Source organism: Clostridium sp. SHJSY1 (genome assembly GCF_031626875.1).
Classification (GTDB): Bacteria; Bacillota; Clostridia; order Clostridiales; family Clostridiaceae; genus Clostridium.
On record NZ_JANDMF010000057.1, the window covers coordinates 1 to 26,370 of the forward strand.

Below are 26,370 nucleotides of genomic sequence, written 5' to 3' on the forward strand. Positions count from 1 at the left end.
AAAAATGGATGGTAAGAATGAAAGGAGGATTTAGTGGGAGTTTGGTACTTACAATACACTCTCTCACTAAAGATAAAAGATGAAAAACTTTGAACAAGGTAGTTGTATTTATAAAAATATTTTTGATTCTAAGGATTCTGTTAAGGATTGGGTAGCAGAAGGACAAGTTGATGTTAATTTTGTTAAAGAAGGAATAGTGCTTAAAAATAAGTTAGATGCAGATGTTTATGGAGATAATGCACATTGGTTATTTTGGTGTCCAATAGATTTTCCAGATAAAATAATTATAGAGTGGGATTTTTTACCTAAAAGTGAATATGGGTTATGTATGTTCTTTTTCTCTGCAAAAGGTAAAAATGGAGAAAGTATATTTTCTAAAAACTTACCTGAAAGGCATGGAGTTTATCCAGAATATCATTCTGGAGCTATTAATGCTTTTCATCTTTCTTATTATAGAAGAAAATATCCTACTGAGAGAATGTTTAATACATGTAATTTAAGAAAAAGTTATGGATTTCATTTAGCTAAAATGGGTGCGGATCCAATTCCTTCAGTAAAAAATGTAATAGAACCTTATCATATAAAATTAATTAAGTATAAGGAGATTGTACAATTTTATATTAATGATTTATTAATTTTAGACTGGGAGGATAATGGTGTTGATTTTGGGAAAGTGATTAAAGATGGAAAGATAGGATTTAGGCAAATGGCACCAATGGAAGCTATTTATTCAAATTTATATGTATATGAGGCTATTTTGAAGGAATAGAAGTAACTTTGGATGGCTAAAAAACCTAAGATATATTTAATAACAGTTAAAAGATAATTGGGCAATTTGTAATTTTTTTATTAAAATTAAGTATATGATATAAAATAATAGATAAATTAGTAATAAAGGTACTAGTGATAAAAAACTTAGTACTTTTATTAATGTAAAGGAGTACTTGAATGCATATATACAATTATTGAACAAAACGAGTAATTACATATTTTGAGTTTATATATAATATAGTGTTATTATAAACATGTAAATTAATATATGTAAATGGAAGGTGAAATTTATGTCAGTAGAAAATGCAGTTATTAAGAATTTATTTAAACAAGAAAATCAAACTCCATTTAAAGTTATATTTAAAGATGGAGAAATGATAGATGTAGGTAAAGGAGATTCAAAGTTTGTAATTAAAGTAAATGGTAACATTGACAAAAATCTATTGCTTAGTAGCACATCATTAGCTTTAGGAGAAGCATATATGGACAAGATAATTGATATAGAAGAAGGGGACTTATATGATGCTTTAGATATTCTAATGGGAAAACTTGACAAGTTTAATAAAGATGAAAAAATGCTTGGAAAATTAATGTTTTCTTCTACATCTAAAAAAAATCAAAAAAAAGAAGTTACTTCCCATTATGATATTGGAAATGATTTTTATAAACTTTGGTTAGATGAAACAATGAGTTATTCTTGTGCCTATTTCGAAAATAATAATGATACCTTATTTGAAGCTCAAAAAAATAAAGTTCATCATATTCTAAAAAAATTACAATTAGAAGAAGGCATGAGTATTCTTGATATTGGCTGTGGTTGGGGATATTTATTAATTGAAGCAGCAAAAAAATATAAAATTCATGGAGTTGGGATTACTTTAAGTGAGCAACAATATTTGAAATTTAAAGAAAGAATAAAAGAAGAGAATTTAGAGGAATTTTTGAAAGTTGAATTAATGGATTATCGTGATTTAAAAAAGAGCAATTTGAAATTTGATAGAGTTGTAAGTGTTGGAATGATTGAGCATGTTGGACGAGCTAATTATAAGTTATTCTTTAATAATGTTGATGCTGTATTGAAGGAAAAAGGACTTTTTTTATTACACTTTATTAGTGGAAGAAGAGAATTTTCAGGTGATCCATGGATTAAAAAATACATATTTCCTGGTGGAGTTGTACCAAGTCTAAGAGAAATAATGAATATTTCAGGAGATTTAGATTATTATACATTAGATGTAGAAAGTCTAAGAAGACACTATCAAAAAACATTACTTTGTTGGTATGAAAATTATAATAACCATTTGACTGAAATTAATAAGATGTTTGATGAAAAATTTGTTAGGATGTGGAAGTTGTATTTAAGTGCTTGCGCAGCATCTTTTCATAATGGAATGATTGATATACATCAAATATTATTCTCAAAAGGAAATAATAATAAATTAGAAATGACAAGAGATTATTTATATAGATAAAATATTTTTTTGAAATTATTAGAAAAATTATTTAAAAGGTTCATAATTAATATGAGCCTTTTTTTAAAATTAAATATTTTATGTATGAGAAGTTGGATGTTGTAGGCTTTTTAAGCCATTTGCTTTTTCGATACTCTCTTCATTTGGCGGATAATCAGCTTTTGAGTTTTGCAGATACAGTCTTTTATATATTTTAATATCAGAATCGCTAGGACCTGATGAATTAATATCAGGTATTTCATATATAGGATAATCTCCTGGAATTTCTTTGGTAAAATTTTTGTTTTTACTCATTTTAATCACTCCTAACATAATAATTATTAGATTTATGCTAATATTCTAAATCTCAACTAAATAAAACAATTAAAATTTAGTTATATAAATATTATTTGCCTAATTTAAATTATTAATGTGTGTAATATATTGACTGAAATGAAGAGATTAGTTAGTTAATTAACATTATAAAGATAAAGAAATTTAAAAATAGCAATCTAAACCATTTTCTATAAAAATATTTTGATAACTTATTAAATCTTCGTCATGAAGCTGTTTCACATCTTTAAAAACATAAGATTTATTTAGAAGATTATATTTCCTCTGGCCAAACTGATGAAATGGAAGCAGATTTACTTTTTTAGCTCCAACTGATTTCAATAATTCACAAAAGCCTTTAGCATCTTCTAAATTTGAATTTATATTGGGGATAACAGGAATACGAATGATAACTTCTTTTTCTTTAATTATAGCCAATTTTAAATTCTCTATAATTAAATCGTTATATACATTTGTAGATTTAAAATGTTTTTCTCTATCATAATGTTTTATGTCAAATAATAATAAATCAACATTATTTATGAAATTTGAGAATATTTCTTTGGAGGCATATCCAGTTGTTTCAATTGCTGTATGTATATTTTGATTTTTTAAAAATTTTAAAAGATTTGATGCAAATTCATGTTGCATTAATACTTCACCACCAGATAAAGTAACACCACCATTAGATTCTTCATAAAACATTTCGTCTTTCATAATTTCTTTAATAACATCTAGAAGAGTAAAAAATTCACCGTCTACAGAAATAGCTTTATTATGGCATGAATTTCTACAAGTAAAACAAGAAATACATTTCTTTGAGTTTATTTCAATATGACCATTATTTAAACAAATAGCATTTTTAGAACAATTATCTATACAGTGAAGACAATATTTACATTTTGATTCATCACATAGAACTTGTATTTTAGGATTTTGAGATTCTGGATTTGAGCACCATAAACAGCTTAATGGACAGCCCTTGAAGAATACTACAGTTCTAATTCCAGGACCATCATGAATACTAAATTTTTGAATGTTAAAGATACATGCTTTTATACCATTCATTTAAATCACTTTCTTTCATAATTTTTATAATTGAATAGTAGCATAAAAAAAATAAAATGTAAATAAAATATTTCATTAGAAATAAATAAAGGTTTCAAATGAATTTTGAATAAAAATTTTATATAAAAACAATAAAGTGAAAGACTAATTGGTTTTATTCGAAATATAATTATTTCATTTTATTAATGGTTTGTGCTATAATTATCTTTATATCTAGAAAGTAGGAGGCGTTAGTTGTGACAAATAGATATACAAATCTTCTTGAAATTGTAAATAAAAATAAACGTATAGAAGTTAGTAGATTAGCAGAAATTTTAAATGTATCTCAAGTTACAATACGAAAAGATCTTGTGGCATTAGAAGAAAAAGGATTGTTAAAACGTGAGCACGGTTATGCTGTAATGACTTCAAGTGATGATATAAGCAGTAGATTAGCATTTAATTATGATATAAAACGAAAAATAGCAAATTTAGCAGGTAAACTTGTAAATGATGGAGAAACTGTTATGATTGAATCAGGGTCATGTTGTGCACTTCTTGCAGAAGAGCTTGCTTATAATAAAAAAGATGTAACTATTATTACCAATTCAACTTTTATAGCTTCTCATATTAGAAGTGGTAATGCAAAAGTAGTCCTGTTAGGGGGAGATTATCAACCAGAATCTCAAGTAGTAGTTGGACCATTAACTAGAAAGTCTGTTAAAGATTTTTTTGTTGATAAATTATTTGTAGGAACTGATGGATATAATTTAAAAACGGGTTTTACTGGTAAAAATCTAATGAGGACTGAAACAGTTAAAGCTATGGCTGAAAGTGCTAATAAGGTGATAATATTGACAGTATCATCAAAGTTTTCAGAAAGAGGGGTAGTATCTCAATTTAAGACTGAAGAAGTAAGTTGTTTGATTACAGATACTAACATTCCAAAGGATATTTTAGAAAGTTTAAAGAATGAAAATGTAGAGGTTAAAATTATAAATATATAAATAAAAGAGTAAAATTTTTATATACAGATTCTAATGGTTAGAGTCTGTATATTTTTTGCATATAGTGATTCTTGTTTTGAAGAAAAAAAGTTTCAAATGAAATTAAAATCATTGACAAATGAAACAAAAAGCTTATAATAGAGATGTAAATGTAAAAAGAAAAATTTCAAATGAAAGTTTATTGCGTTTAAAATGAAGGAGGCAAATCCATGAATTATTTTGGAGAATTAACTAAAAGAATGCATAATTTTCGAGAAGAATTGCTAAATACAAAGTCTAGGGTATGTGTAGAAAGAGCAAAGCTTATGACAGAGAGTTATGAATATCATGCTGATAAACCTATGGTATTACGTAGAGCATTATGTTTAGAAAATATATTAAAGAATATGAGTATATTTATTGAAGAAGATACATTAATTGTAGGTAACCAAGCTTCATCCAATCGTTCAGCACCTATTTTTCCAGAATATGCAATGGATTGGGTTGTGGATGAACTTGATGAATTTGAAAAACGTGATGGTGATATATTTTATATTGATGAGGAGAGTAAAGAAGAGTTAAGAAAAATAGCACCATTTTGGGAACATAAAACCTTAAAAGATAGAGGTCTTGCAGGAATACCTGCTGAAAGTAGAATTTTCTATGATTTAGGAATTATAAAAGCTGAAGGAAATATTACTTCTGGTGATGCTCATATAGCTGTAAATTATGAAAAAGTATTAAAGTTTGGATTAATAAATTATAAGAAAAGAACAGAAAAGAAACTAAAAGAATTAGATATTACTGACTATAGAAATTTAAAGAAGTCATATTTTTATAGAGCAATTTTAATAGTACTTGATGCAGTGGAAGAGTTTGCAAAGCGTTATTCAGATTTAGCATTAGAACTTTCAGAAAAAGAAAAAAATCCTTCAAGGAAAGCAGAATTGCTTGAAATGTCGAGAATTCTAAATAAGGTTCCATACTATCCGGCAGAAACATTCCATGAAGCAGTACAATCATTATGGTTAGTGCATTTAATTTTACAAATTGAGTCGAATGGACATTCACTATCTTATGGGAGGATGGATCAATATTTATATCCTTTTTATAAAGAAGATTTAGAAAAAGGCAAAATTAATGAAGATAGTGCTACTGAAATTTTAGCTAACCTTTGGCTTAAGACATTTACTATAAATAAAATAAGAAGTTGGTCACATACTCGCTTTAGTGCAGGAAGTCCATTGTATCAAAATGTTACAGTTGGCGGACAAACTATTGATAAAGAAGATGCAGTTAATTCATTGAGTTATTTAATTTTAAAGAGTGTAGCACAAACAAAATTACCACAGCCAAACCTTACAGTAAGATATCATAAAGGATTATCAGATGGTTTCATGAAGGAATGCATTGAAGTAGTACGATTAGGATTTGGTATGCCAGCTTTTAATAGTGATGAGGTAATAATTCCATCATTTATAGAAAAAGGAGTGTTAGAGGAAGATGCATATAACTATAGTGCAATTGGTTGTGTTGAAGTTGCTGTTCCAGGAAAATGGGGATATAGATGTACAGGAATGAGTTTCTTAAACTTTCCTAAATCTTTATTAATTGCTTTAAATGATGGAGTTGATATAGAATCAGGTACAAAGCTTTGTGAAGGTGTAGGTCATTTTAAAGATATGACTTCATTTGATGACGTTATGGATGCTTGGGATAAGATTATACGTGAATTCACAAGACATTGTGTAGTAATAGATAGTGCAGTTGATTTAGCTATAGAAGAGGTTACAGCAGATGTACTCTGTTCAGCATTAACAGATGACTGTATTGAGAGAGGATTAAATCTAAAAGAAGGTGGAGCAGTGTATGACTTTATTAGTGATTTACAAGTTGGAATTGCAAACCTTGGAGATTCTCTTGCAGCTATAAAAAAATGTGTATTTGAAGATAATAGCATTACAACCATACAATTATGGAATGCATTGATTAATAACTTTGAAGGAGAAGAGGGGAATAAAATTCAAGATATATTAATTAATGATGCACCTAAGTATGGAAATGATGATGACTATATAGATTTATTATTAAGAGATGCATATGATATCTATATTGATGAAATAAAAAAATATAAAAACACTAGATATGGCAGGGGCCCAATTGGAGGATGCTACTATGCAGGGACATCTTCAATATCAGCCAATGTTCCACAAGGAGCTGGAACATTAGCAACTCCAGATGGAAGAAAAGCTGGAGAAGCCTTGGCAGAAGGTTGTTCTCCATCCCACGGAATGGATCAAAATGGACCTACAGCAGTATTTAAGTCAGTTTCAAAATTACCAACGCATGATATTACTGGAGGTGTATTATTAAATCAAAAAGTTACACCACAAATGTTAGCTAAACAAGGAGATAGGGCAAAGTTAATTTTATTAATTAGAACTTTCTTTAATCGCTTAGAAGGATTCCATGTACAATATAATGTGGTATCTAGAGATACACTTATAGATGCACAAAAGCATCCAGAAAATTATAGAGATTTGATAGTTAGGGTGGCAGGATATAGTGCCTTCTTTAATGTATTATCAAAACAAACACAAGATGACATAATTGAAAGAACAGAACAAGTTTTATAAAAAGGAGAAAATAAAATGGAGTATATGTTAGATACAGCAAATATAGAACTAATTAAGGAGTATAATCAGATATTTCCTATAACAGGGGTTACAAGTAATCCAAGCATACTAAAAAAAGAAGGAAAAGTTGATTTCTTCAATCATTTTAGAAAAATTCGTGAAATAATAGGGATGGAAAAAACTCTTCATATTCAAGTAGTTGCAAAAGATTGTAAAGGAATATTAAAAGAAGCAAAAGCAATTTTGGACAATATAGATAATAAAGTGTATATTAAGATTCCGGTTAATTCAGAAGGGTTAAAAGCTATGAAAGTACTTAAAAGATTAGGTGTTTCTGTAACTGCAACTGCAATTTATACAAAAGCACAAGGATTTTTAGCTATGGAATCAGGAGCAGACTTTATAGCACCATATTTTAACCGAATGGAAAACATGAATATCAATCCTGGTGAAGTTATAAAAGCTTTTGCAGACATGATTGAAAAATACAATTATGAGACAAAAATACTTGCTGCAAGTTTTAAGAATATAGGACAAGTAAATGATTCCTTTAGTTTTGGGGCACAAACAGCAACTATGGCACCTGAAATTTTAAGAGACGCATTAGAAATGCCAGCTATTCAAAAAGCTGTTGATGATTTCATATCTGACTGGGAAAGTATATTTGGGAAAACATCTATAGTGGATTTGGAAAATATGTAGATTAATGATAGCTAGGTTTAATTAAAAAAATGTCTTACCACTATTTGTAGTAAGGCATTTTTTATAATTAAGATTAAATAATATTATTGAATTTTTATATCATCTAAAGCTAGATTGCCCCAGAATTTAGAGAAAGTGAATCTAATTTGTTTAGTACTTGAATCCAAAGTGTAAGTTTTTGTTGTTCCTGTGGTAGGCAAATTACTTAAATCTGCTACAGTTGACCAATTAGTACCATCAAATTCTTCTATTAGCAAATCTGAAAGTAAAGTGCTATTACCTTTAAGCCAGAATGATAAAGTAGCATTTTTAGATAAATTAAAAGTAGGTGTAGTTAATCGGCTTCCATCAGATAAAAATTTTAGTGATGGGGCAGACTTTCCATAATTACCATTAGTAGTGTATACGCCTAAACCAGATGAGAAATTCCAACCTGTTGGAATACCTGAAATTATGCTACTGCTTGTACCAATCAATTTATCGAAGCCTTCATTAATTGATGTTGTACTTGGCGTAGTGTTGTCAGAAACTGTAATAGTTGCAGAAGTAGATTTACTACCATCAACTGTTGTAGCTGTTATTGTTGCAGTTCCAGCTGTTTTTCCAGTAACAATACCATTTGATATTGTTGCTACATTTGAATTACTAGTTGACCAAGTAACAGATTTGTTTGTAGCATTAGAGGGTGTAATAGTTGGTGTTAAAGTTACAGCACTTCCAATACCAATTGTAGCTGAAGTTTTGTCTAATGAAATTCCTGTTACTTTAACGGTAGAAGATGATGAACCAACACCTACAGTTGAAAATGAATCATTAACTGCACTTACTTCAGCACTATCAGAACCATATAAATCAGTAGCAGCTTGAACTAGTGCATTTCTAGCACCAAGGAAGTTAGTTGTTGATGTCATATATTCAGTTAGACCTCTATAATAAATTTTTGCTGTTTTTTCGTTACCAATAGATTTTGAAACTAAATAAGCAGCTTTATTTGGAATACCTGAATTAGTATGAACACCGCCATTATCTGAACTTGTATTTACATAATTACTCATATTATCTGGTTGATCATATAGTGTTGGATTAGCTAGACTTCTTAAAGCATCTCCAGGAGTATTTGGGGTATACACATCATCACCAACAACCCAATCTGAATCTTTAAATGTCCATGTACCACCATTTTTTACACTATATCTATCATAAGTTTGTATTAATACTCCAAGTACATCAGACATAGATTCATTTAATGCACCAGACTGATCTTCATAATTTAAGTTTGCGGTACGTTCTGTAATACCATGAGTCATTTCATGTCCAACAACATCTAAATCTCCACTTAAATAAGTAAATGTAGTTCCATCACCATCTCCATATACCATTTGAGATCCATCCCAAAAAGCATTGTTGTAATTTGAATCATAATGAACAGTAGATACTAAATTCATTCCATTATTATCAATACTATTTCTGCCAAATAAATCTTTGTAAAAATCATATACAACTCCAGCGAAGTAATGTGCACTAACAGCAGCTTTCAATTTAGTAGTGTTAAATGTACTAGAGCTATTTGATATTAGAGTCCCTGGCTCAACCTGTCTATTATCAGCAGTGTAAGTTAGTATTTGACTACCAGAAGAGGCTTTTGAAGTATCTTTAAGCTGATATTTTCCAGAAGATAAATAAATATTAAGAGGTTTGGTACTTCCATCAACAGCTATTCCTGTACCAGTTGTGGCCCCATCATATCTAATATTATCTTCCTTTCGCAAGATAGTTCCTGAAGTTGCTTCCACATAAACATCATAGTTAGTTATTTTTGGTTCATAGAATTTTATATTAACTTTATAAGTTTTATAGGCTTGTCCATCTTTTATATAAGCTATAGTTTCTACTTTAGGATCATATGCTAATTTATTATAAGTAAATTCTTTCTTTGCAATTTCAACAGCATCATTTTCTGTTAATGATTTATCCCCTAAGCTTGAAATGGTTGATATTTTATTTTCTACTTCACCTGTAATGTTAGTAGCTTGTCCATTTTTGTTATAATGTAAAATTATATTTTTATCTTTTATAGGCAATCCATCTATATATTGTGCCATTTTAACATGTGTAAATCCTAATGAATCTTTTTCAGACTTTTCAACTTTAATATTATCTTTTACATTATTTAGATTTAGAAGCGCTTTGTTTTCATCAACAAAATTAAGTGCATCTGAATTATTTTTTATTGACTTTGGAGATAAATTTCCTGAAACAAAAACTTTGCCATTAGATGAATCAACATCATATTTAAGTTTATCTCCATTCAAGCTTTTAAATTTTTGCAAAATTTGCCCTTCAGAGTTTTGAGTGGTTTCTGAATTGGTAGTAGCGAATGCTACATTAGGCAATAAAGAAAATGTAAGACTTAAACTTACAAGTAGTGATAATCCTTTCTTATTCATAATAGTGCCCCCTTTTATTTATTATGTGTAAATGATTTACAATTACAACTGTTATATCCAATTTTACAATAAGTTGCAATGAAGTCAAGTTAAAATGTGGTAAAACAAATATTATTTTTAATTTTATTAAGAAAACGATATAATTTTTAGAATTTAATAATTCAAACTTAAGAAAATGTTTTTTGTAAAAAATGGCATTAAGAGAGAATTAATGAGTACTCTTAATGCCACTTTTTATTTATTATGTTTAATTTAAATATATTAGCTTATACCAACAGAAGTAAATGCATTATTTATAGCACTTACTTCAGCACTACTTGAACCATATAAATCAGTAGCTGCTTGAACTAAAGCTTTTCTAGCTTTAGAGAAGTTAGTTGTTGATGTCATATAAGTAGTTAATCCTCTATAGTATATCTTTGCAGTTTTCTCGTTTCCTATAGATTTAGCTACTAAATAAGCTGCTTTGTTTGGAATACCTGAATTAGTATGAACACCACCATTATCTGAACTTGTGCTATAATAATCACCCATATTATCTGGTTGGTCATATAATGTTGGATTAGCTAAACTTCTTAGAGCGTCACCAGGTATACTTGGAGTATATATTTGATCTCCAACTACCCAATCAGAGGCATTAAATGACCAAGTACCACCGTTTTTAACATTATATTTATCATAAGTTTGAATGAGCACTCCTAATACATCTGACATAGATTCATTTAATGCACCAGATTGATATGAATAATTTAAGTTTGCGGTACGTTCTGTAACGCCATGAGTCATTTCATGTCCAACTACATCTAAATCTCCACTGAAATAAGTAAATTGATCACCATCACCATCACCATAAACCATTTGAGAACCATCCCAAAAGGCATTGTTATAACCACTACCATAATGAACTGTAGATGTAAGATTCATACCTCTATTATCTATACTAACTCTACCAAATAAGTTTTTATAGAAATCATATACAACTCCTGCGTAGTAATGGGCACTGACAGCAGCTTTGGCAGAAGTTGAACTAACGGTTTTAGTTGTGCTAGTAAATAGAGTACCTGGTTCAACCTCTCTGTTATTTGCTGTATAAGTTAATATTTGACTTCCAGAACTAGCCCTTGTTGTATCTTTAAATTGATATTTCCCAGAAGATAAGTAAAGGTTGAGTGGTTTTGTAGTTCCATCTACAGATAATCCAGTTCCTGTTGTGGCACCGTCATATCTAATTTTATCTTCTTTATTTATAATTGTTCCTGAAGAAGCTTCAACATAAACATCATAGTTAGTTATTTTAGGTTCATAGAATTTAATATTAACTTTATAAGTTTTGTAAGCTTGTCCATCTTTAATATATGCTATTGTTTCTACAACAGGCTCATAGGCTAATTTTGTATATTTGAACTCTTTTTTAGCTATTTCTACAGCTTCATCAGATGAAATAGATTTATTCCCTAGTTTTGAAATAGTTGAAATTTTATTTTCTACATCCCCTGTAACATTAGTAGCTTGTCCGTTTTTATCATAATGAAGAGAGATTTTTTTATCTTTAATTGGTAATCCTTCAATGTATTGATCCATTGTAACATGTGTAAATCCTAGTGAATCTGTTTCAGATTTTTCAACTTTTAATTCATTTTGAACACTATCTAAATTAAATAGAGATTTATTTTCATCAATAAAATTAACTACGTCATCATTGTTCTGTATTTTCTTAGAAGATAAGTTACCAGAGACAAAAACTTCGCCTTTAGATGAATCTATATCATATTTAAGTTTTTTATCGTTAAAACTCTCAAGTTTTTGTAAAATTTGTTCTTTAGCATCATTTGTAGTAGCAGCTGAAGCTACAGTTGGTACAAATGACAAAACTAAAGCAGAACTTATAATTAGTGATAAAACCTTTTTATTCATATTCTATACCCCCCAAAGTGAAAATGTAATATAATTACAGTTGCAACTGTTATTACAATTTTACATTAATCACCAAATAAGTCAATAGAATTATTTTATTGTTGTATTTTTTTTGAAATATTGCAATAAAACTATTTTAAATGCAAAAAAAGTGTATATACACTTAATTTATCTAAGCTTATTAATAAAATTGACTCAAAATTCTTGAATTTTAATGAAACAGTATTTGTTATAATATATAAAAATATAATTTATTAAGATGTGATTTTAAAATCTCCTTATTTAGGTAATTCAATTCTTAAATTAAGTAAAGTGTCAAAAATAAGGTTGGAAATAGCTCTGTTAGGATAAATTAGAAAAAATAATTTTATAAAATAGTATAATTTACTTGAAAAGGAGGAGATTTTATGAGTTGTAAAAAAATCAAAAGTCATATAGCACTTTTATTGGTAGTTCCTATTTTTTCTGTAGTAGGTTTTACTAAGCCAGCTAAAGCAAAAAATTTATCAGATTACAAAAGCCAAGTGCAACAAGCTAAAGAAGAAAATAGCACAGAAACAAAAGAACCATATAATTATGCAAAAGCCTTTCAATTATCAATGTATTTTTATGATGCCAATAAATGTGGAGCGGTAAGTGGAAATGATAGGCTTAGCTATAGAGGGGATTGTCATTTAGATGATGCTAAAATTCCACTTATACCAAGAGAAAATGATGGGAAAGGAACAAATTTATCTAAAGAATTTATTGATGCTAATAGGGATACATTAGATCCTGATAAAGATGGTTGTGTTGATTTAAGTGGAGGATACCATGATGCAGGAGATCATGTGAAATTTGGACTTCCTCAGAGTTATTCAGCAGCAACTTTGGGTTGGGGGTATAATGAATTTAGAAACTCTTATGCTAAGATTGGAGAACAGAATCATATTGAAGAAATTTTAAGATGGTTTAATGACTATTTCTTGAGGTCTACATTTAGGGATAAAGATGGAAATGTCATAGCTTTTGCATATCAAGTAGGTGATGGAAATTCAGATCATTGTTATTGGGGATCACCAGAATTACAAAACACAGATAGACCAGCATTCTTTGCAACATCAGAAACGCCAGCAAGTGATCAATGTGCAGGTGCAGCAGCATCTCTTGCAATAAATTACTTAAATTTTAAAGATATTGATATAAATTATGCAAATAAATGTTTAGATACTTCAAAGGCATTGTACAAATTTGCACAAAATAATAGAGGACTTGGTTTCTCAGGAGGATATTATAATTCGGGCGGAGATGAAGATGAACTTTCTTGGGCAGCAGTTTGGCTAAATATTGCTACTGGAGAAAATTCATATATTAATGATATAACATCTGTTGATGAAAATGGAGAATATACAGGATATATGAAAAAAATTATAACTTCTAAAGAAAGTTCGTGGCAAAATATTTGGGTACATTCTTGGGATACAGTTTGGGGTGGAGTATTTGCTAAACTTGCACCTATAACAAATAATCCAAAACATTGGTATTATTTTAGATGGAATACTGAATATTGGTCAGGAGTTTCACATGAAGATTCAAGTGATAATACTTACCTAACTCCAACCCCAGGTAACTTTAAAGTAATTAGTACTTGGGGGTCTGCTAGATATAATACTGCAGCTCAGCTTTGTGCTCTTGTATATAATAAGTATAAACCAAATAAAGGTTTTACTGATTGGGCAAAGTCACAAATGGATTACATTTTAGGAGACAACCCTTTAAATAGGTGTTATGAAGTTGGATATTCCGAAAATTCAGCTAAATACCCACATCATAGAGCATCACATGGATCAACAACTAATAGCATGGAAAATCCAGTCGAATCAAAACATACTTTATGGGGAGCATTAGTTGGAGGTCCAGATTTCAATGATCACCATGAAGATGTTAGAACTAATTATGTTTATAATGAGGTAGCTATTGATTATAATGCAGCTTTTGTTGGGGCGTTAGCAGGACTTTATGAAATATATGGAGAAGGACAAGAACCAGACGCAAACTTTCCACCAAAAGAAGAAGATAAAATACCATTTTATACTAATGCAAAAGTTGAACAAGAAAATAAGGAAAGAACTCAAGTAACAGTTCAAGTTAATAATGATACAGCAAATCCACCTCATAAAGTATCAAATTTAAAAGCTAGATATTTCTTTAATATTTCAGAAATGCAAAAAGCAGGACAATCAATTAAAGATTTAAGTGTACAAGTTATGTATGACCAAGCTAAAACACAGGATGGAGTTGAAACAAAGATAGGAGGGCCATATGCATATGATGAAGAAAATGGAGTCTATTATATTGATATAGATTGGAGTGGAGATAGCTTTCATGGAAGTAGAGAACTTCAATTTGCATTAGTTGCAGCGCAAGATTCAAATTATATAACCCATTGGGATCCGAGTAATGATTGGAGTAGAATTGGACTTTCAACAACAGATGCAACAAAAACTGATAATATTTCAGTATATTTAGGCAATGAAAAGGTGTTTGGAATAGAACCGGCAAAAGCAGCAAGTATAAGTATTGTATCTCCAATAGATAAAACTGTAATAGATTATACAGGTGATAGTAAAACACCAATAAACATATTTGCAAATGTACAAGCTAATGATGAAAAAATTGATCATGTAGAATTCTATGCAGATGATAAAAAAATTGGTGAAGTAAAAGAATCACCATTTACTATTGAATATACTCCAGAAAATGCAGAACTTAATACCTACAATAAAGATATTAAATTAACAGCAAAAGCTATTACAACAACAGGAAAAGCTGTTGTAAGTAGTAATGTAAATATAAATGTGATTTATAAGATTAAACCATCACCTGTAGCAACAATAAATATTAGTGATAAAGACAAATTATTGGATGTAGCAGCTGGGGAAACAGAAACTGAAATTGATGTAGAACCTATTGATATTAATTCTGATATTAAAAAAATAGAAGTTTATGCAGATGGTAATAAAATAGGAGAATCCACAGGAAGTAGTTGTGTGGCTAAATATGCTGTTTCAACTGAGTCTAAATTAGGAGGGATTTTTAAAGTAAACATAACTGCTATAGCAACTTTAAAAGATGGAAGTACAAGAGAGTGTGAACCAGTTGAACTTAAGGTGAAATATCCTGTAAATAGTAATTTTAAATTAGATATAACAAAAAGTACAGGAGATGTAACTACTAATACCATTGGGACTAATTTCTTAATAACTAATACAGGAAGTGAAAATATAGATTTATCAAAGGCTAAAATCCGTTATTATTTCAAAAGTGATTCTTCAACTGAACAAAAATTTTTCAGTGATCATGCAAGTATAATATTTAAAACAGCACCTTGGTATGTAGATGCAACTAATAATGTAAAGGGAGAATTCTTTAAGTTAGATAAAACAACAGAAAATGCAGATACTTATTTAGAAATTTCATTTAATGATTTAAATTATGCATTAGGCTCTGGAGCTACAATTGAATGCCAAACACGATTTATCAATACAGATTGGTCTATGTTTAATCAAGAAAATGATTATTCTTTCAAAAATAATGATAATATAGTTTTGATGTATAATGGTGTTGTAATAAGTGGTGTCGAACCAGAACAAAAATAGAATTGATATTTAAAAAATCAGTCGAAGATTGATACTTTGACTGATTTTTTTGTTGCTATAAATATGAAAATAGTTTTATAATATAATTAAACTATTTATTATGGGAAAAGATGTTTTGATCTTCTTATTATGATGAGGAAAAGAGGTGTGGAAATACTAAAAAATTGCTGATTGTCCAGCATATAGAATAATATATATATATAGTTTAAATAAAGAAGAACTCAGTAGAGGTTTATGGGTATAATAATATTGCATTGATATAAAATTAAGTAAAGAGTATCAAGTTGAAAAAAGTTATATTTTCATAATTTCAACAGGGAGGGAAATAATTTGTTTGTTGGTATTAACAGTAATTTAAATTTTGATTGTGAAAACAATAGTTTAATATATGATTTTAATGGAATTCCTTATTTTATTCAAAATATAGAAAATGTTTTCGTTTCCATAGATAACAATATTTTAGTTTTATTAACTAGAGGGAAAGCTGGGGATCTATTATATGGAATTAAATTAGATGGGGAAAAAGTTTTTGAAGTAGGTGTCCCTGAACATTATGAATTTTGGTACTTAGCGGATTATGATAGAGTAGCTTGTAAAGGCATAGATGAATTTGCAAAGAAATCTCCTCATTCAGGGTGGTTCTTTGATATTAATCTGGAAAATGGAGAGATGACTATTGGATCACCTGTTATTTAGTAAAAGATCTATATCAAGTTATTAGAATGTGGTGAAATTTGTATAAAGCAAATTTCACCACATTTTTTTTGAATAATTTTAATAGATAAGTTATAAGGTAAAGTTAGAATAGGAAACTAAATGTATACAAGTGGTTGAAGAATTAGAAAATGGATAAAAGGTTAAAAGAATAATAGTATAATGTACTAAATTAATGCTATTACTAGAAAAATAACATTAAAATAAAAAAACATATGATACTACATAACCATCTAATAATAGTATACTAGAATCAATTGTCAATAACTTTTCGATTGAAGGAATATGGATATTTGTAAAGATATGAGAAAGTTTTTTGTAAGAAATCTAATCTAAGTAATAAAATCAAAAAAATTACATTTAAATATAAAAAATGTCAGAATTTTATTGACAACCTTTACAAATTTTATAATAATAAAAGTGTTAGATATATTATAATTTATACAGTTATAAATACAATTGTAGTTTTAACAATATATTTAGCAAAATTTTAAATTTACATAGAAAAATTCTGGGGGGAATATTAAATGAAAAGAAATTTGAAAAAAGAGAGACAATTTGGAAAAATATCAAAGAAAGTTTTAGCAGCAACTTTAGCTTCTTCAATAGTGGCAATACCAATAGTTAATACTAGTGCTACAACAAGCAATAGTTCTGGTATACAAGCTTCATTACAATTAGCTAAGGCTGTAATGAATGTTTCAAGTAAGGTATCTATACTAGAAAATAAAGGTGCATTGGAATCAGGATATGTAGAATGGAGTGCTGTTCAAGGAGCTACTGGATATAATGTTTATTATAAGGCAACAAATGCATCGGATTCTACATATAAGAAGCTAGATGATAAGTTAATCAGACAATATGATTCATATTTCAGAGCAGATGCAGTAGGACTATCAGCTGGTAGTTATGTTATGAAGATAGTTCCTATAGTAAATGGGCAAGAAAGTTCTTCTGGAGAAGCAGTAACAAAGAATTTTGATGTTAAAGCTCATGTTAGAGAAGGATTTGCATTTTCACCACAATCACCAATGAAGACAGGGTCAGGAGGATATAATAATGATGGAACTGTAGCGAGTAATGCACAAGTAGTATATGTAACAGCAAGCACTGTTAATACAGTAACAGCTGATGTTGTAACAAATGCTAAAGGGACTAAAACTACTTGTAAAGGACTTGTTGATATTTTAGCAAAACGTCAAAAAGGATATGATAAAACACCACTTATTATACGTATGGTAGGAGAAATAAAATCTTCTGATATTAGTGGCCTTAATAGCTCAGGATATTTACAAGTAAAAGGATGTTATAATCTTACATTTGAAGGAGTTGGAGAAGATGCTACAGTTTATGGATGGGGAATTCTTGTTAGAGATGCACATAATGTAGAAATTAGAAATATTGGTCTAATGATGTTCCCAGATGATGGAATATCATTAGATACTGGTAATGAAAATATATGGGTTCACAACAATGACATATTCTATGGGGCAGCAGGAAGTGATGCAGACCAAGTTAAAGGTGATGGATCTACAGATGTAAAATTATCAGATTATATTACACTTTCATATAATCATTATTATGATTCAGGAAAATGTTCACTTTGTGGAATGTCTGATACAGCAGATTTCCATGTAACATATCACCATAATTGGTTTGATCATTCAGATTCAAGACATCCTCGTATAAGAGTAGGTACAGTTCATGTTTATAATAATTACTTTGATGGTAACTCAAAATATGGTGTTGGTGTAACAAAAGGTTCTTCAGCTTTTGTAGAAGCAAATTCATTTAGAAATTGTAAAGAACCAATGCTAAGTTCATTACAAGGATCTGATATTGCTGAAGTTGCAAAAGGAGGATTTTCAGGAGAAGATGGAGGTATGATCAAAGCGTACAATAATCAAATAGTTGGTGCAACAAGACTTGTTTATGCTAATGATAATGCTACACAATTTGATGCTTATTTAGCAAAGACAAGAAATGAAACAGTTTCAAGCTCATATAAAACAGTAGCTGGTGGACATACTTATAATAACTTTGATACTAGCAGTACAATGTATAAGTACACTCCAGATGATCCTGCTAATGTTCAAACTAATGTAACTAATTATGCAGGAAGAGTTAATGGAGGAGATTTCACTTGGAAGTTTACTGCGACTGATGATACTGATCATAATGTAAATGCTGCATTGATGAGTAAGATTAAGAGTTATACTTCTAGTGTAGTGTCTATTGGTGGAAGTAGCATTAAATAATTCATATTTACTTAGGATAGATTAAATTAGGTAAGGGCTGTGTTTTAATTAAATGAAAACACTGCCCTTTTTTAAAATTATTTTTCTATAAGTTTTGTAGTCGTTTTTATTAAATTTAAATTTGTGGAGATTTGAGTGTAAGCAATTCCTTTGTAATCATATCTAAAGACAATATACTTGCAAATTCGACTAGTATTTTTTGAAAGAATTACGATTTGTAATTATATAGAAAAAGTTGTTGAAAAAATGCGAATTTCCCTGTAAACTTTATAAATGTATATTACTTTTTTTGAATATACAATGAATACTAAGGAGGTTTATGCGTGAAGAAAAACTCAAAAAATGAAGAACATAAGGAAGTTAAGAGACTAAAGAAAACGCGTAAAAAGAAAAAAAGATTAATTAAATTTATATGTTTTATTATTGCAATTATAAGTATATTTAAAATTTATTCTTATATTTCAGAAGAAAACTATAAAAAGAAACTTAGTTCATATGTTGATAAGGTTGGTAAATCAGATTCACTACCAAATAAGTCTTATAAAGAAATAATTTCTAAGGAAGATATGGACAAGGATTATGATAGTGATGGACTAAATAATTCAAAGGAAATAGAAATAAAAACAGATCCGTATAATCCTGATTCAGATAGTGATGGAATATCAGATGAAGCAGAATTAAATATATATAGTAGTGATCCAAAAAAATATTCTACTGCTGGAGATGAGTTTTCAGATGGTTCAAAAGTTAACTTGAATCTAGATATAGATAAAAAAGTATCATATTTTAACAAATTAAAATATAAGGTGCAACCTTTAAAATTTGAAGAAGAGGGAACAGATATTAAATTAGAAACTAGTGATTTGAATTCATATAATGATTTTATAATTAATCATTACAAAATCACTTATAAAAATGGCACAAAAATTTTAAATAATCCTTTTTCAGTTATTAATTATAAAGGAAAAGTAACTTTTCCTGTTGATTTCAGTGAAGTAAGTGATAAGAAAAATGTGAAGCCTTATTATTTTAATAGCAATACAAATGAATATTTTTCTATAGATGACTATTCTGTTACTGGAAATTCAATTGAGGCGGATATAAATGGTGATTCTACATTACCTATTGTTGTTAAAGAGGATATTGAAAAAAATAAAAAATTAGACATAAATGAAACAAATAATTTCCTTTATATAAGATTTAATAGTGAACAATATAAAGATACATTTTTAGGACAAATACTTTTATGGGGATTAGAATTACAAGGTATAACTTCAGAAGAAAGAGATTCTGTGGTAAGAGATGATGTAATAATATATTATAAAGATAATTTTTTGGATTCTAAAAATATAACAACTGATGATTTAAGTAAAGATTATGTTTTCAATGATAAAACTAATGTATATTTAAAAGGTTTTAATCCTATAAAGTATGAAGCATTTGTTGAATTAGTGGTGCCAATACTTGAAAAAGCGCAAGAATTACTAAGTGAATATACAGAAAGCTTTGATAATGAAAATTTTGATGATATTCAAGGATTAAAGTTAATTAATTTTAAAGAATATAATGGAACTTTAAACTCTTTGTTAACAGAATCTTGCAAGATAGATAAAAAAATAGATAAAAAAAATGATACTCAAGCTGAAGTTGTTTGTATTGATAATTTGCCATATGAAGAAAATTATTTTAAGAAAATGTATAATGTGAAAACTCCTTTTTCTGTATATAAGAATGCACCTTCGTTTCCTAATTTCCATACTGAAGAACAGGCAGTTGGAATAAATAAAGGAGGAAATTGCCAAGGTTTTGCAACCTACACAGCATTAATGTATAATAAAATACCCATTAAAAGATTAGCTACATATAAAGAATATAGTTATGATTTGAGAAATCCTAAATATGATAAGCTTTTTAATACTAATACAATAACTAGCTTTAAATTAGATGGATCAGAATATGTATTAGAAAAACATGATATTAATATTGATGAGTATAAAAATAATTATAAAGACATAGAAGTTTTGAAGATGATGGGATATTATTGGAAGCTTAGTAATGATAATGTTGCAAATAATTATTCTGATAAAATATTTGTTGGAAATAGAGGTATTGCAATGGGGCTGAAAAATAAGATGGGTATTGATGGGACAAGCCAATCTACAAGTAATGCTAAAAAATTTCTTGATAGTATAGAAAGTGATTTATTAAACAATAAAATAACATTGATTAATGTAATAAGACCAGACGCAGGACATGCTATAAATGCATATGCAATGAGAACAGATTCTAAGAATCCTAATATTGTAGTATTAGATGTTTATGATAACAATTTTCCATTAAATAGGTATGATGGCCAGGATAATACTAATAATTTAAAGTTATATGTAGGAGTAAAACCTCATAAAGTTTTATTTTCTTTAGGAAAAAAAGAAGTGGTTTATGATGAAAAATTTGCATATAATCCTAAAGAGAGTGTAACAGACATGTTCAAAGTTGAATATGGATATAATAATAATGATGATTCATATTATTTGGGAGTTAGAATAGCAGAGTACAACATAAGTAGTATGAAACCTGAAATATATAAATAAAGACTAGATATCTGGGAAAAAGCAAGATTTACTTATAACAAAGAAATCTTGCTTTTTAATTAATTGAAGATTATATGATATGTTAATATATAAATAAAATTATTTTCTACAAAATGTGTTATAATAGCAATGTGTTTTTAATTACAATTAAGATAAAATAATATATAGTAAAGAGATAAATTATTTTTTTCTAGTAATTATAATAGATGCTATGACACTAATTGTAAGGATAGATATAATTATAAGTATAGAAATCCCAACAGGTATATGATACATAAAAGAAATACCAAGTTTTATACCTGTAAAAACCAGTATTGCACCTATACCATATTTAACATATTCAAAAGTACTATGAAGTTTTTCTAAAATAAAATATAAATTTCTAAGGCCTAAAATAGCAAGAATATTTGAGGAATATACAATTAAAGGATCAGTTGTTATTGCAAATATTGCTGGTATTGAATCTATTGCAAAAAGTAAGTCAGAGCCTTCTATTAAAAATAATATAGCGAATAGTGGTGTTGCATAAAGCTTATTATCTATTTTTATAAAAAACTTTTCGTTATGTAGTTTTTCAGTAACAGGTATTACTTTTTTTAGAAGCTTAATTAATTTACTATTTTCAAAAGATACATCATCTTCTTTGCCTAGAACAATTTTGAAACCGCTAACAATTAAAAGTATACCAAATAAATTTAATAACCATTTAAATTGATTTATAACAGCAATTCCTAGTATAACAAATATAAATCTTAAGATAATTGCTCCAAAAATACCATAGGTTAAAACTCTTTTTTGATATTTAGCATTAATGGCAAAGCTTGAGAAAATCATCAAAAATAGAAAAAGATTATCTACGCTAAGACTTAGTTCAATTATATATCCACCAAGAAATTCAAGTGCTTTAGTAGGACCTGAATAATACCATATAAATAGATTAACAATAAGAGCTATAAAGACAACTATTAAAAATTTAGTTATGTGTTTTTTTGTAGTCATTATTAAAATCTCCTTTATATAAGATTTAAAGCCATACTAAATATAGTATAACCTTAATTATTACATATAATGTAGAACTTTTAGATTAATAAACAATGTAAATTTGACAATAAATTATAGAAATGAAGAATGTATGTTTATTGTGAACTGTGTATTGTTAAGTGAATAAGGATTGGAGTGAAGAAAATGAAGCTAGATAGTATAGGATTTGATTTAGATGGAACCCTTTGGAATTCTATAGAAGGAGTATGTGTTTCTTGGAATGAAGCCATATCTGAATATCCAGAGATTGAAAAAGAATTGTCATATGAAGATATAAAAGGTTGTATGGGTTTAGTAATAAAGGAGATAGGAGAAAAATTATTTCCTGATTTAGATGAAGCTATTAGAATAGATTTAATGAGAGAATGTTGTGAGAGAGAAGAATCATATTTAGAAGAACATGGTGGAGAGCTGTTTTCCATGCTAGAGGAGACACTTAAAGTCTTATCTAAAAAATATAAGCTATACATAGTAAGTAATTGCCAAAGGGGATACATAGAATGTTTCTTTAGAGCACATAGATTAGGTGAATATTTTGTGGATATTGAATGCTCTGGTAACACAGGTTTATCTAAAGGAGAAAATATTAAAGCTGTTATGGAAAGAAATAATTTTAAAAATTCTATATATTTAGGAGATACTAAAGGAGATTTTGAAGGGGCAAAGTTAGCTGGAATTCCTTTTGTTTATGCTAGATATGGATTTGGGGATGTTGAAGGATATGATTATGTAATTGATAAATTTGAAGATATCTTAAAAATTGTTGAATAAGATAATGGATAAAGTATAAAATAGACTACATTTAGCTGTTTTTATGTTTGATTAATTTGAAAGATATATGCTTAATATTTACATATACATTATATAAATAAAAATACTATTGCATTTAAGCAATAGTATTTTTTAAATCTTTATTAGAAACAACCTAAACCTTTAAGGTCACTATTACTTTTTAAATGCATAAATGTAATATTAGGTAAAACACCATCTGCACCTCTTGGTTTAGTCATTTGACTTGCATCTAAGCTTTGGAAATCTGCAGAACTAACTGAAACACCACTTTTATTCCATGAGTTATTGCTTACATTTTTAGATGGCAAATTAGATTCTTCTATAGCTATTCCAGTAAAAGCAATGTTATTGTGAACTACTTCTCTTGTTCCAGGTATATCTTTAGCATTAGTTTGATTTACACGTTCTAACATGTTAAAGTTACCATGTTTATTATTATAAGCTGTGTTGTTTGTCCAAGTTGCAGATTGTCCTGGTTGGTGGTTTGCGTAAAAACCATGAGCATTGTTATTAGCTGATAGACAATTCTTAACAGTATGAACAGGAACTTTACTAGGTACAGTACCGCTTCCATATCCACCTATTTTAAATCCATTTGAGTCACCTCCAGCAGTCATGTCATAAGCCCAACAATGCTCAAAAGTATTAGAACCAGTTGAACTTATAGTATCATATCCATCATCACTATTGTGCCATGAACGACAGTATTGGAATAGAACTCCATCTCCATGTGCACCAAAACCATCTGTATTACCTCTTGCGGTAGCAGTAGGTGCTATGCTATTGTAAGAATCGCATTTAATACATGATCCAGTTCCGTGATTGGTAAAATAGAAACCATTAGCTTCATTATTATAAGCATTTACTTGATTAAAAGTAGCGTTTCCTTCTACTCTAAAACATTCAGATTGTTTTTGATTACCAACCTTTACACCTGTTACATCAATTGCTAAGAAAGTAACATTTGATGTGCCTCTTGCTATATGAAATGCTGCAACACGTTTATTAGTAGGTACATTTGAAAAATCAAAAACAGGTCTACTTTTAGATGAAAGTGCTCTATAAGTAATTCCACTTTTGTTTATTTCATTTACATAATTGTAGTTTGCATCTGTTGCTGCAATATTGAAGTTTTTATAAGTTCCACCTAATATGTAGACAGTGTCTCCAGATGAAGCAGTGGATTGTGCTTTTGCTATGCTTGCAAATGGAGAAGTCATAGTACCTTGGTTAGTATCTTTACCAATTGGTGACATATAATAATCTTTTGCATAAGCATGAGTTGATGCAATAAAACTTAATCCTATAACTGTTGAAGCTAAAAAAAGCTTTTTAAATAAATTTGCCATTATCTATCCCCCAGATTCATAAATTAATATTATGGTCATTAAATAATTTATTTTATAAATCACCTCCATAATATAAATTTCAGCCAATAAAACCATAACTATAATTTGCTGATTACAAAATATTATATATGGAATAAAGGAATGTGTAAACTTATACAGCATGAATTTAGAAAAAGCATCGTGAATTATAGTGAAAAAGAACATAAAATGCAGAAAATTAGAATTAAGTAATAGATATTTATGGATGCATTTGTTAATTGAAAAATAAATTTATTTTAATATAAAAATGTAAATGTATACAACAAAATTGAAAATTTCTGTTTTAAGTGATATAATACAAAATATGGAAAAGAAGAAAAGTGAATAATTTACTAAGGGGGCGAAAGTTTTGAAAAAGAAAATTTTTATTTTAGTGTTTCTCTTTATGTTTTGGAATTTATCAGTAAATAAAAATGTTTCAGCAACAGAAAATAAGGAATTAGTTTGGAAGATACATTCAACAACTCCATTAGAAGAAACTGTAGCAAACTGGAAGTTTAGAGTAGGTGATTTTAATAAGGATGGAATAGAGGATATATATGCTATAAATAAGGCTAGAGATCAAGATTCTGCTATAGATATTCGAATTTTAAATGGAACTGATGAATATAAATCAGTAACAGATTTAATAACTCCTTTAGCTTCTGTGGATGATAAATGGACTTTTGAAGTTGGTGATTATAATAATGATGGATTTAATGATATATATTGCATACAAAAGGATGGTGAAAATCATACAAATATCCATATATTAAATGGAGCAGATAACTTTAAGTCTTTTTTATTAGAACAAGTTTTACCAATAGAGAGTACAGATGATAGTTGGGAATTTAAAATTGGTGATTATAACAATGATACTCACCTAGATTTATATTGTATAAAGAAAAATGCAGTAAATCATACAGAAGTTCATATTTTAAATGGAGCAGATAACTTTAAATCGTATTTATTAGAGCAAGCTTTACCAATAGAGAACACAGATTATAACTGGGATTTTGGAATAGGTGATAATAATAGTGATGGACATCCTGATATATATTGCATAAAAAAATTAGGAGCAAATAACACGGAGGTTCATATATTAGATGGGAATAGTTGTTATCAAAACTTTCTATTAGATATGCCTACAATTATGAAAAAAACTGATTTCTCTTCGCAATTTATAGTAGGGAATGGCAACTTAAACCTCTATTGTATAAGTAAGTTTAATACAGATACTCATAAAATTGAAGTTCATAAGTTTGGATGGAAAGAAGAAGCTTTACCAAAAGCTAAGGGGAGTGTTATAGTAGATGAGGCTATGAAATATTTAAATATTCCTTATCTTTGGGGTGGAACTACTGTAAGTGGATTTGATTGTTCTGGATTTACACAATATGTATACTTAAAGGAATTTGGAATAGATATAGGAAGAACTACTTATGAACAGATTAATTCTGGTAAAGAAGTGTCAAAAGAAGATTTAAAACCAGGGGACTTAGTTTTTGAGCATCCTGGACATGTTCAGATATATGTAGGAAATGGACAAGTTATTCATTCCCCAAAGACTGGGGATGTTATAAAGGTATCACCTTTAGGAGAGTTTTGGAGGGCTAGAAGAATAGTAGAATGATATAAATTAAAAATAGTCTAAGTCTTTTAGTAAAATAGAAGGACTTAGA

At 28.5% G+C, this 26,370-nt stretch carries 17 protein-coding genes; 11 read left to right on the top strand and 6 right to left on the bottom strand.

Translation table 11 applies throughout. From position 1 onward, the window contains the following. Positions 1–79: 79 nt before the first annotated feature. Both NNC19_RS20065 and NNC19_RS20070 read left to right on the top strand, forming a co-directional pair. Positions 80–769, top strand: coding sequence for a DUF1961 family protein (locus tag NNC19_RS20065; RefSeq protein WP_310940476.1), 690 nt, complete (start codon positions 80–82; stop codon positions 767–769). A gap of 292 nt (positions 770–1,061) precedes the next feature. Then, a complete protein-coding gene (locus NNC19_RS20070; protein WP_310940477.1) occupies positions 1,062–2,243 on the top strand; it encodes a cyclopropane-fatty-acyl-phospholipid synthase family protein in 1,182 nt (393 codons plus the stop codon). 78 nt (positions 2,244–2,321) lie between these two features. Here NNC19_RS20070 and NNC19_RS20075 read toward each other — a convergent pair whose 3' ends face one another. Together NNC19_RS20075 and NNC19_RS20080 are read right to left on the bottom strand one after the other, a co-directional pair. After that, complete coding sequence (locus NNC19_RS20075) at positions 2,322–2,537, bottom strand: hypothetical protein (RefSeq protein ID WP_310940478.1); 216 nt, start codon at positions 2,535–2,537, stop codon at positions 2,322–2,324. A gap of 183 nt (positions 2,538–2,720) precedes the next feature. After that, positions 2,721–3,623 carry a glycyl-radical enzyme activating protein gene (locus tag NNC19_RS20080; protein ID WP_310940479.1) on the bottom strand — a complete coding sequence of 301 codons (903 nt, stop codon included), beginning with the start codon at positions 3,621–3,623 and terminating at the stop codon, positions 2,721–2,723. A 236-nt stretch (positions 3,624–3,859) separates the two neighbouring features. Between NNC19_RS20080 and NNC19_RS20085 the strand changes: the two genes are divergently transcribed. The 3 genes from NNC19_RS20085 (at position 3,860) to NNC19_RS20095 (ending at position 7,926) form a co-directional block, all read left to right on the top strand. Then, a complete protein-coding gene (locus NNC19_RS20085; RefSeq protein WP_310940480.1) occupies positions 3,860–4,609 on the top strand; it encodes a DeoR/GlpR family DNA-binding transcription regulator in 750 nt (249 codons plus the stop codon). A 209-nt stretch (positions 4,610–4,818) separates the two neighbouring features. Then, positions 4,819–7,224, top strand: a complete 2,406-nt coding sequence (locus NNC19_RS20090; protein WP_310940481.1) for a glycyl radical protein — start codon at positions 4,819–4,821, stop codon at positions 7,222–7,224. Between the two features lie 15 nt (positions 7,225–7,239). After that, positions 7,240–7,926 (top strand): fructose-6-phosphate aldolase, encoded by a 687-nt coding sequence (locus NNC19_RS20095; RefSeq protein WP_310940482.1) that lies wholly within the window; start codon positions 7,240–7,242, stop codon positions 7,924–7,926. 83 nt (positions 7,927–8,009) lie between these two features. On the opposite strand, the gene NNC19_RS20100 is transcribed toward NNC19_RS20095, so the two are convergent. Further along, positions 8,010–10,373 (bottom strand): M4 family metallopeptidase, encoded by a 2,364-nt coding sequence (locus NNC19_RS20100; protein ID WP_310940483.1) that lies wholly within the window; start codon positions 10,371–10,373, stop codon positions 8,010–8,012. A 261-nt stretch (positions 10,374–10,634) separates the two neighbouring features. Next, positions 10,635–12,287 (bottom strand): M4 family metallopeptidase, encoded by a 1,653-nt coding sequence (locus NNC19_RS20105; RefSeq protein WP_310940484.1) that lies wholly within the window; start codon positions 12,285–12,287, stop codon positions 10,635–10,637. Positions 12,288–12,694: 407 nt separating this feature from the next. Here NNC19_RS20105 and NNC19_RS20110 point away from each other — a divergent pair, with 407 nt between their 5' ends. From NNC19_RS20110 to NNC19_RS20125, 4 genes are all read left to right on the top strand, one after another. Next, complete coding sequence (locus NNC19_RS20110; RefSeq protein WP_310940485.1) at positions 12,695–15,925, top strand: glycoside hydrolase family 9 protein; 3,231 nt, start codon at positions 12,695–12,697, stop codon at positions 15,923–15,925. Positions 15,926–16,255: 330 nt separating this feature from the next. Continuing rightward, complete coding sequence (locus NNC19_RS20115) at positions 16,256–16,621, top strand: hypothetical protein (protein ID WP_310940486.1); 366 nt, start codon at positions 16,256–16,258, stop codon at positions 16,619–16,621. A gap of 545 nt (positions 16,622–17,166) precedes the next feature. Beyond that, the gene (locus NNC19_RS20120; protein ID WP_310940487.1) at positions 17,167–18,897 is read left to right on the top strand and encodes a pectate lyase; all 1,731 of its coding nucleotides are present in this window, start codon (positions 17,167–17,169) and stop codon (positions 18,895–18,897) included. A gap of 323 nt (positions 18,898–19,220) precedes the next feature. Next, complete coding sequence (locus NNC19_RS20125; protein ID WP_310940488.1) at positions 19,221–21,488, top strand: hypothetical protein; 2,268 nt, start codon at positions 19,221–19,223, stop codon at positions 21,486–21,488. Between the two features lie 180 nt (positions 21,489–21,668). Here the strand turns inward: NNC19_RS20125 and NNC19_RS20130 are convergent, their stop codons facing one another. Next, entirely contained in the window at positions 21,669–22,487 is an 819-nt protein-coding gene (locus tag NNC19_RS20130; RefSeq protein ID WP_310940489.1) for a TerC/Alx family metal homeostasis membrane protein, read from the bottom strand. Positions 22,488–22,673: 186 nt separating this feature from the next. Between NNC19_RS20130 and NNC19_RS20135 the strand changes: the two genes are divergently transcribed. Then, positions 22,674–23,300 carry an HAD family hydrolase gene (locus tag NNC19_RS20135; protein WP_310940490.1) on the top strand — a complete coding sequence of 209 codons (627 nt, stop codon included), beginning with the start codon at positions 22,674–22,676 and terminating at the stop codon, positions 23,298–23,300. A gap of 143 nt (positions 23,301–23,443) precedes the next feature. On the opposite strand, the gene NNC19_RS20140 is transcribed toward NNC19_RS20135, so the two are convergent. Then, positions 23,444–24,670 (bottom strand): right-handed parallel beta-helix repeat-containing protein, encoded by a 1,227-nt coding sequence (locus NNC19_RS20140; protein WP_310940491.1) that lies wholly within the window; start codon positions 24,668–24,670, stop codon positions 23,444–23,446. A 388-nt stretch (positions 24,671–25,058) separates the two neighbouring features. Here NNC19_RS20140 and NNC19_RS20145 point away from each other — a divergent pair, with 388 nt between their 5' ends. Then, positions 25,059–26,321, top strand: a complete 1,263-nt coding sequence (locus NNC19_RS20145; RefSeq protein WP_310940492.1) for an NlpC/P60 family protein — start codon at positions 25,059–25,061, stop codon at positions 26,319–26,321. The last annotated feature ends 49 nt before the right edge of the window (positions 26,322–26,370 follow it).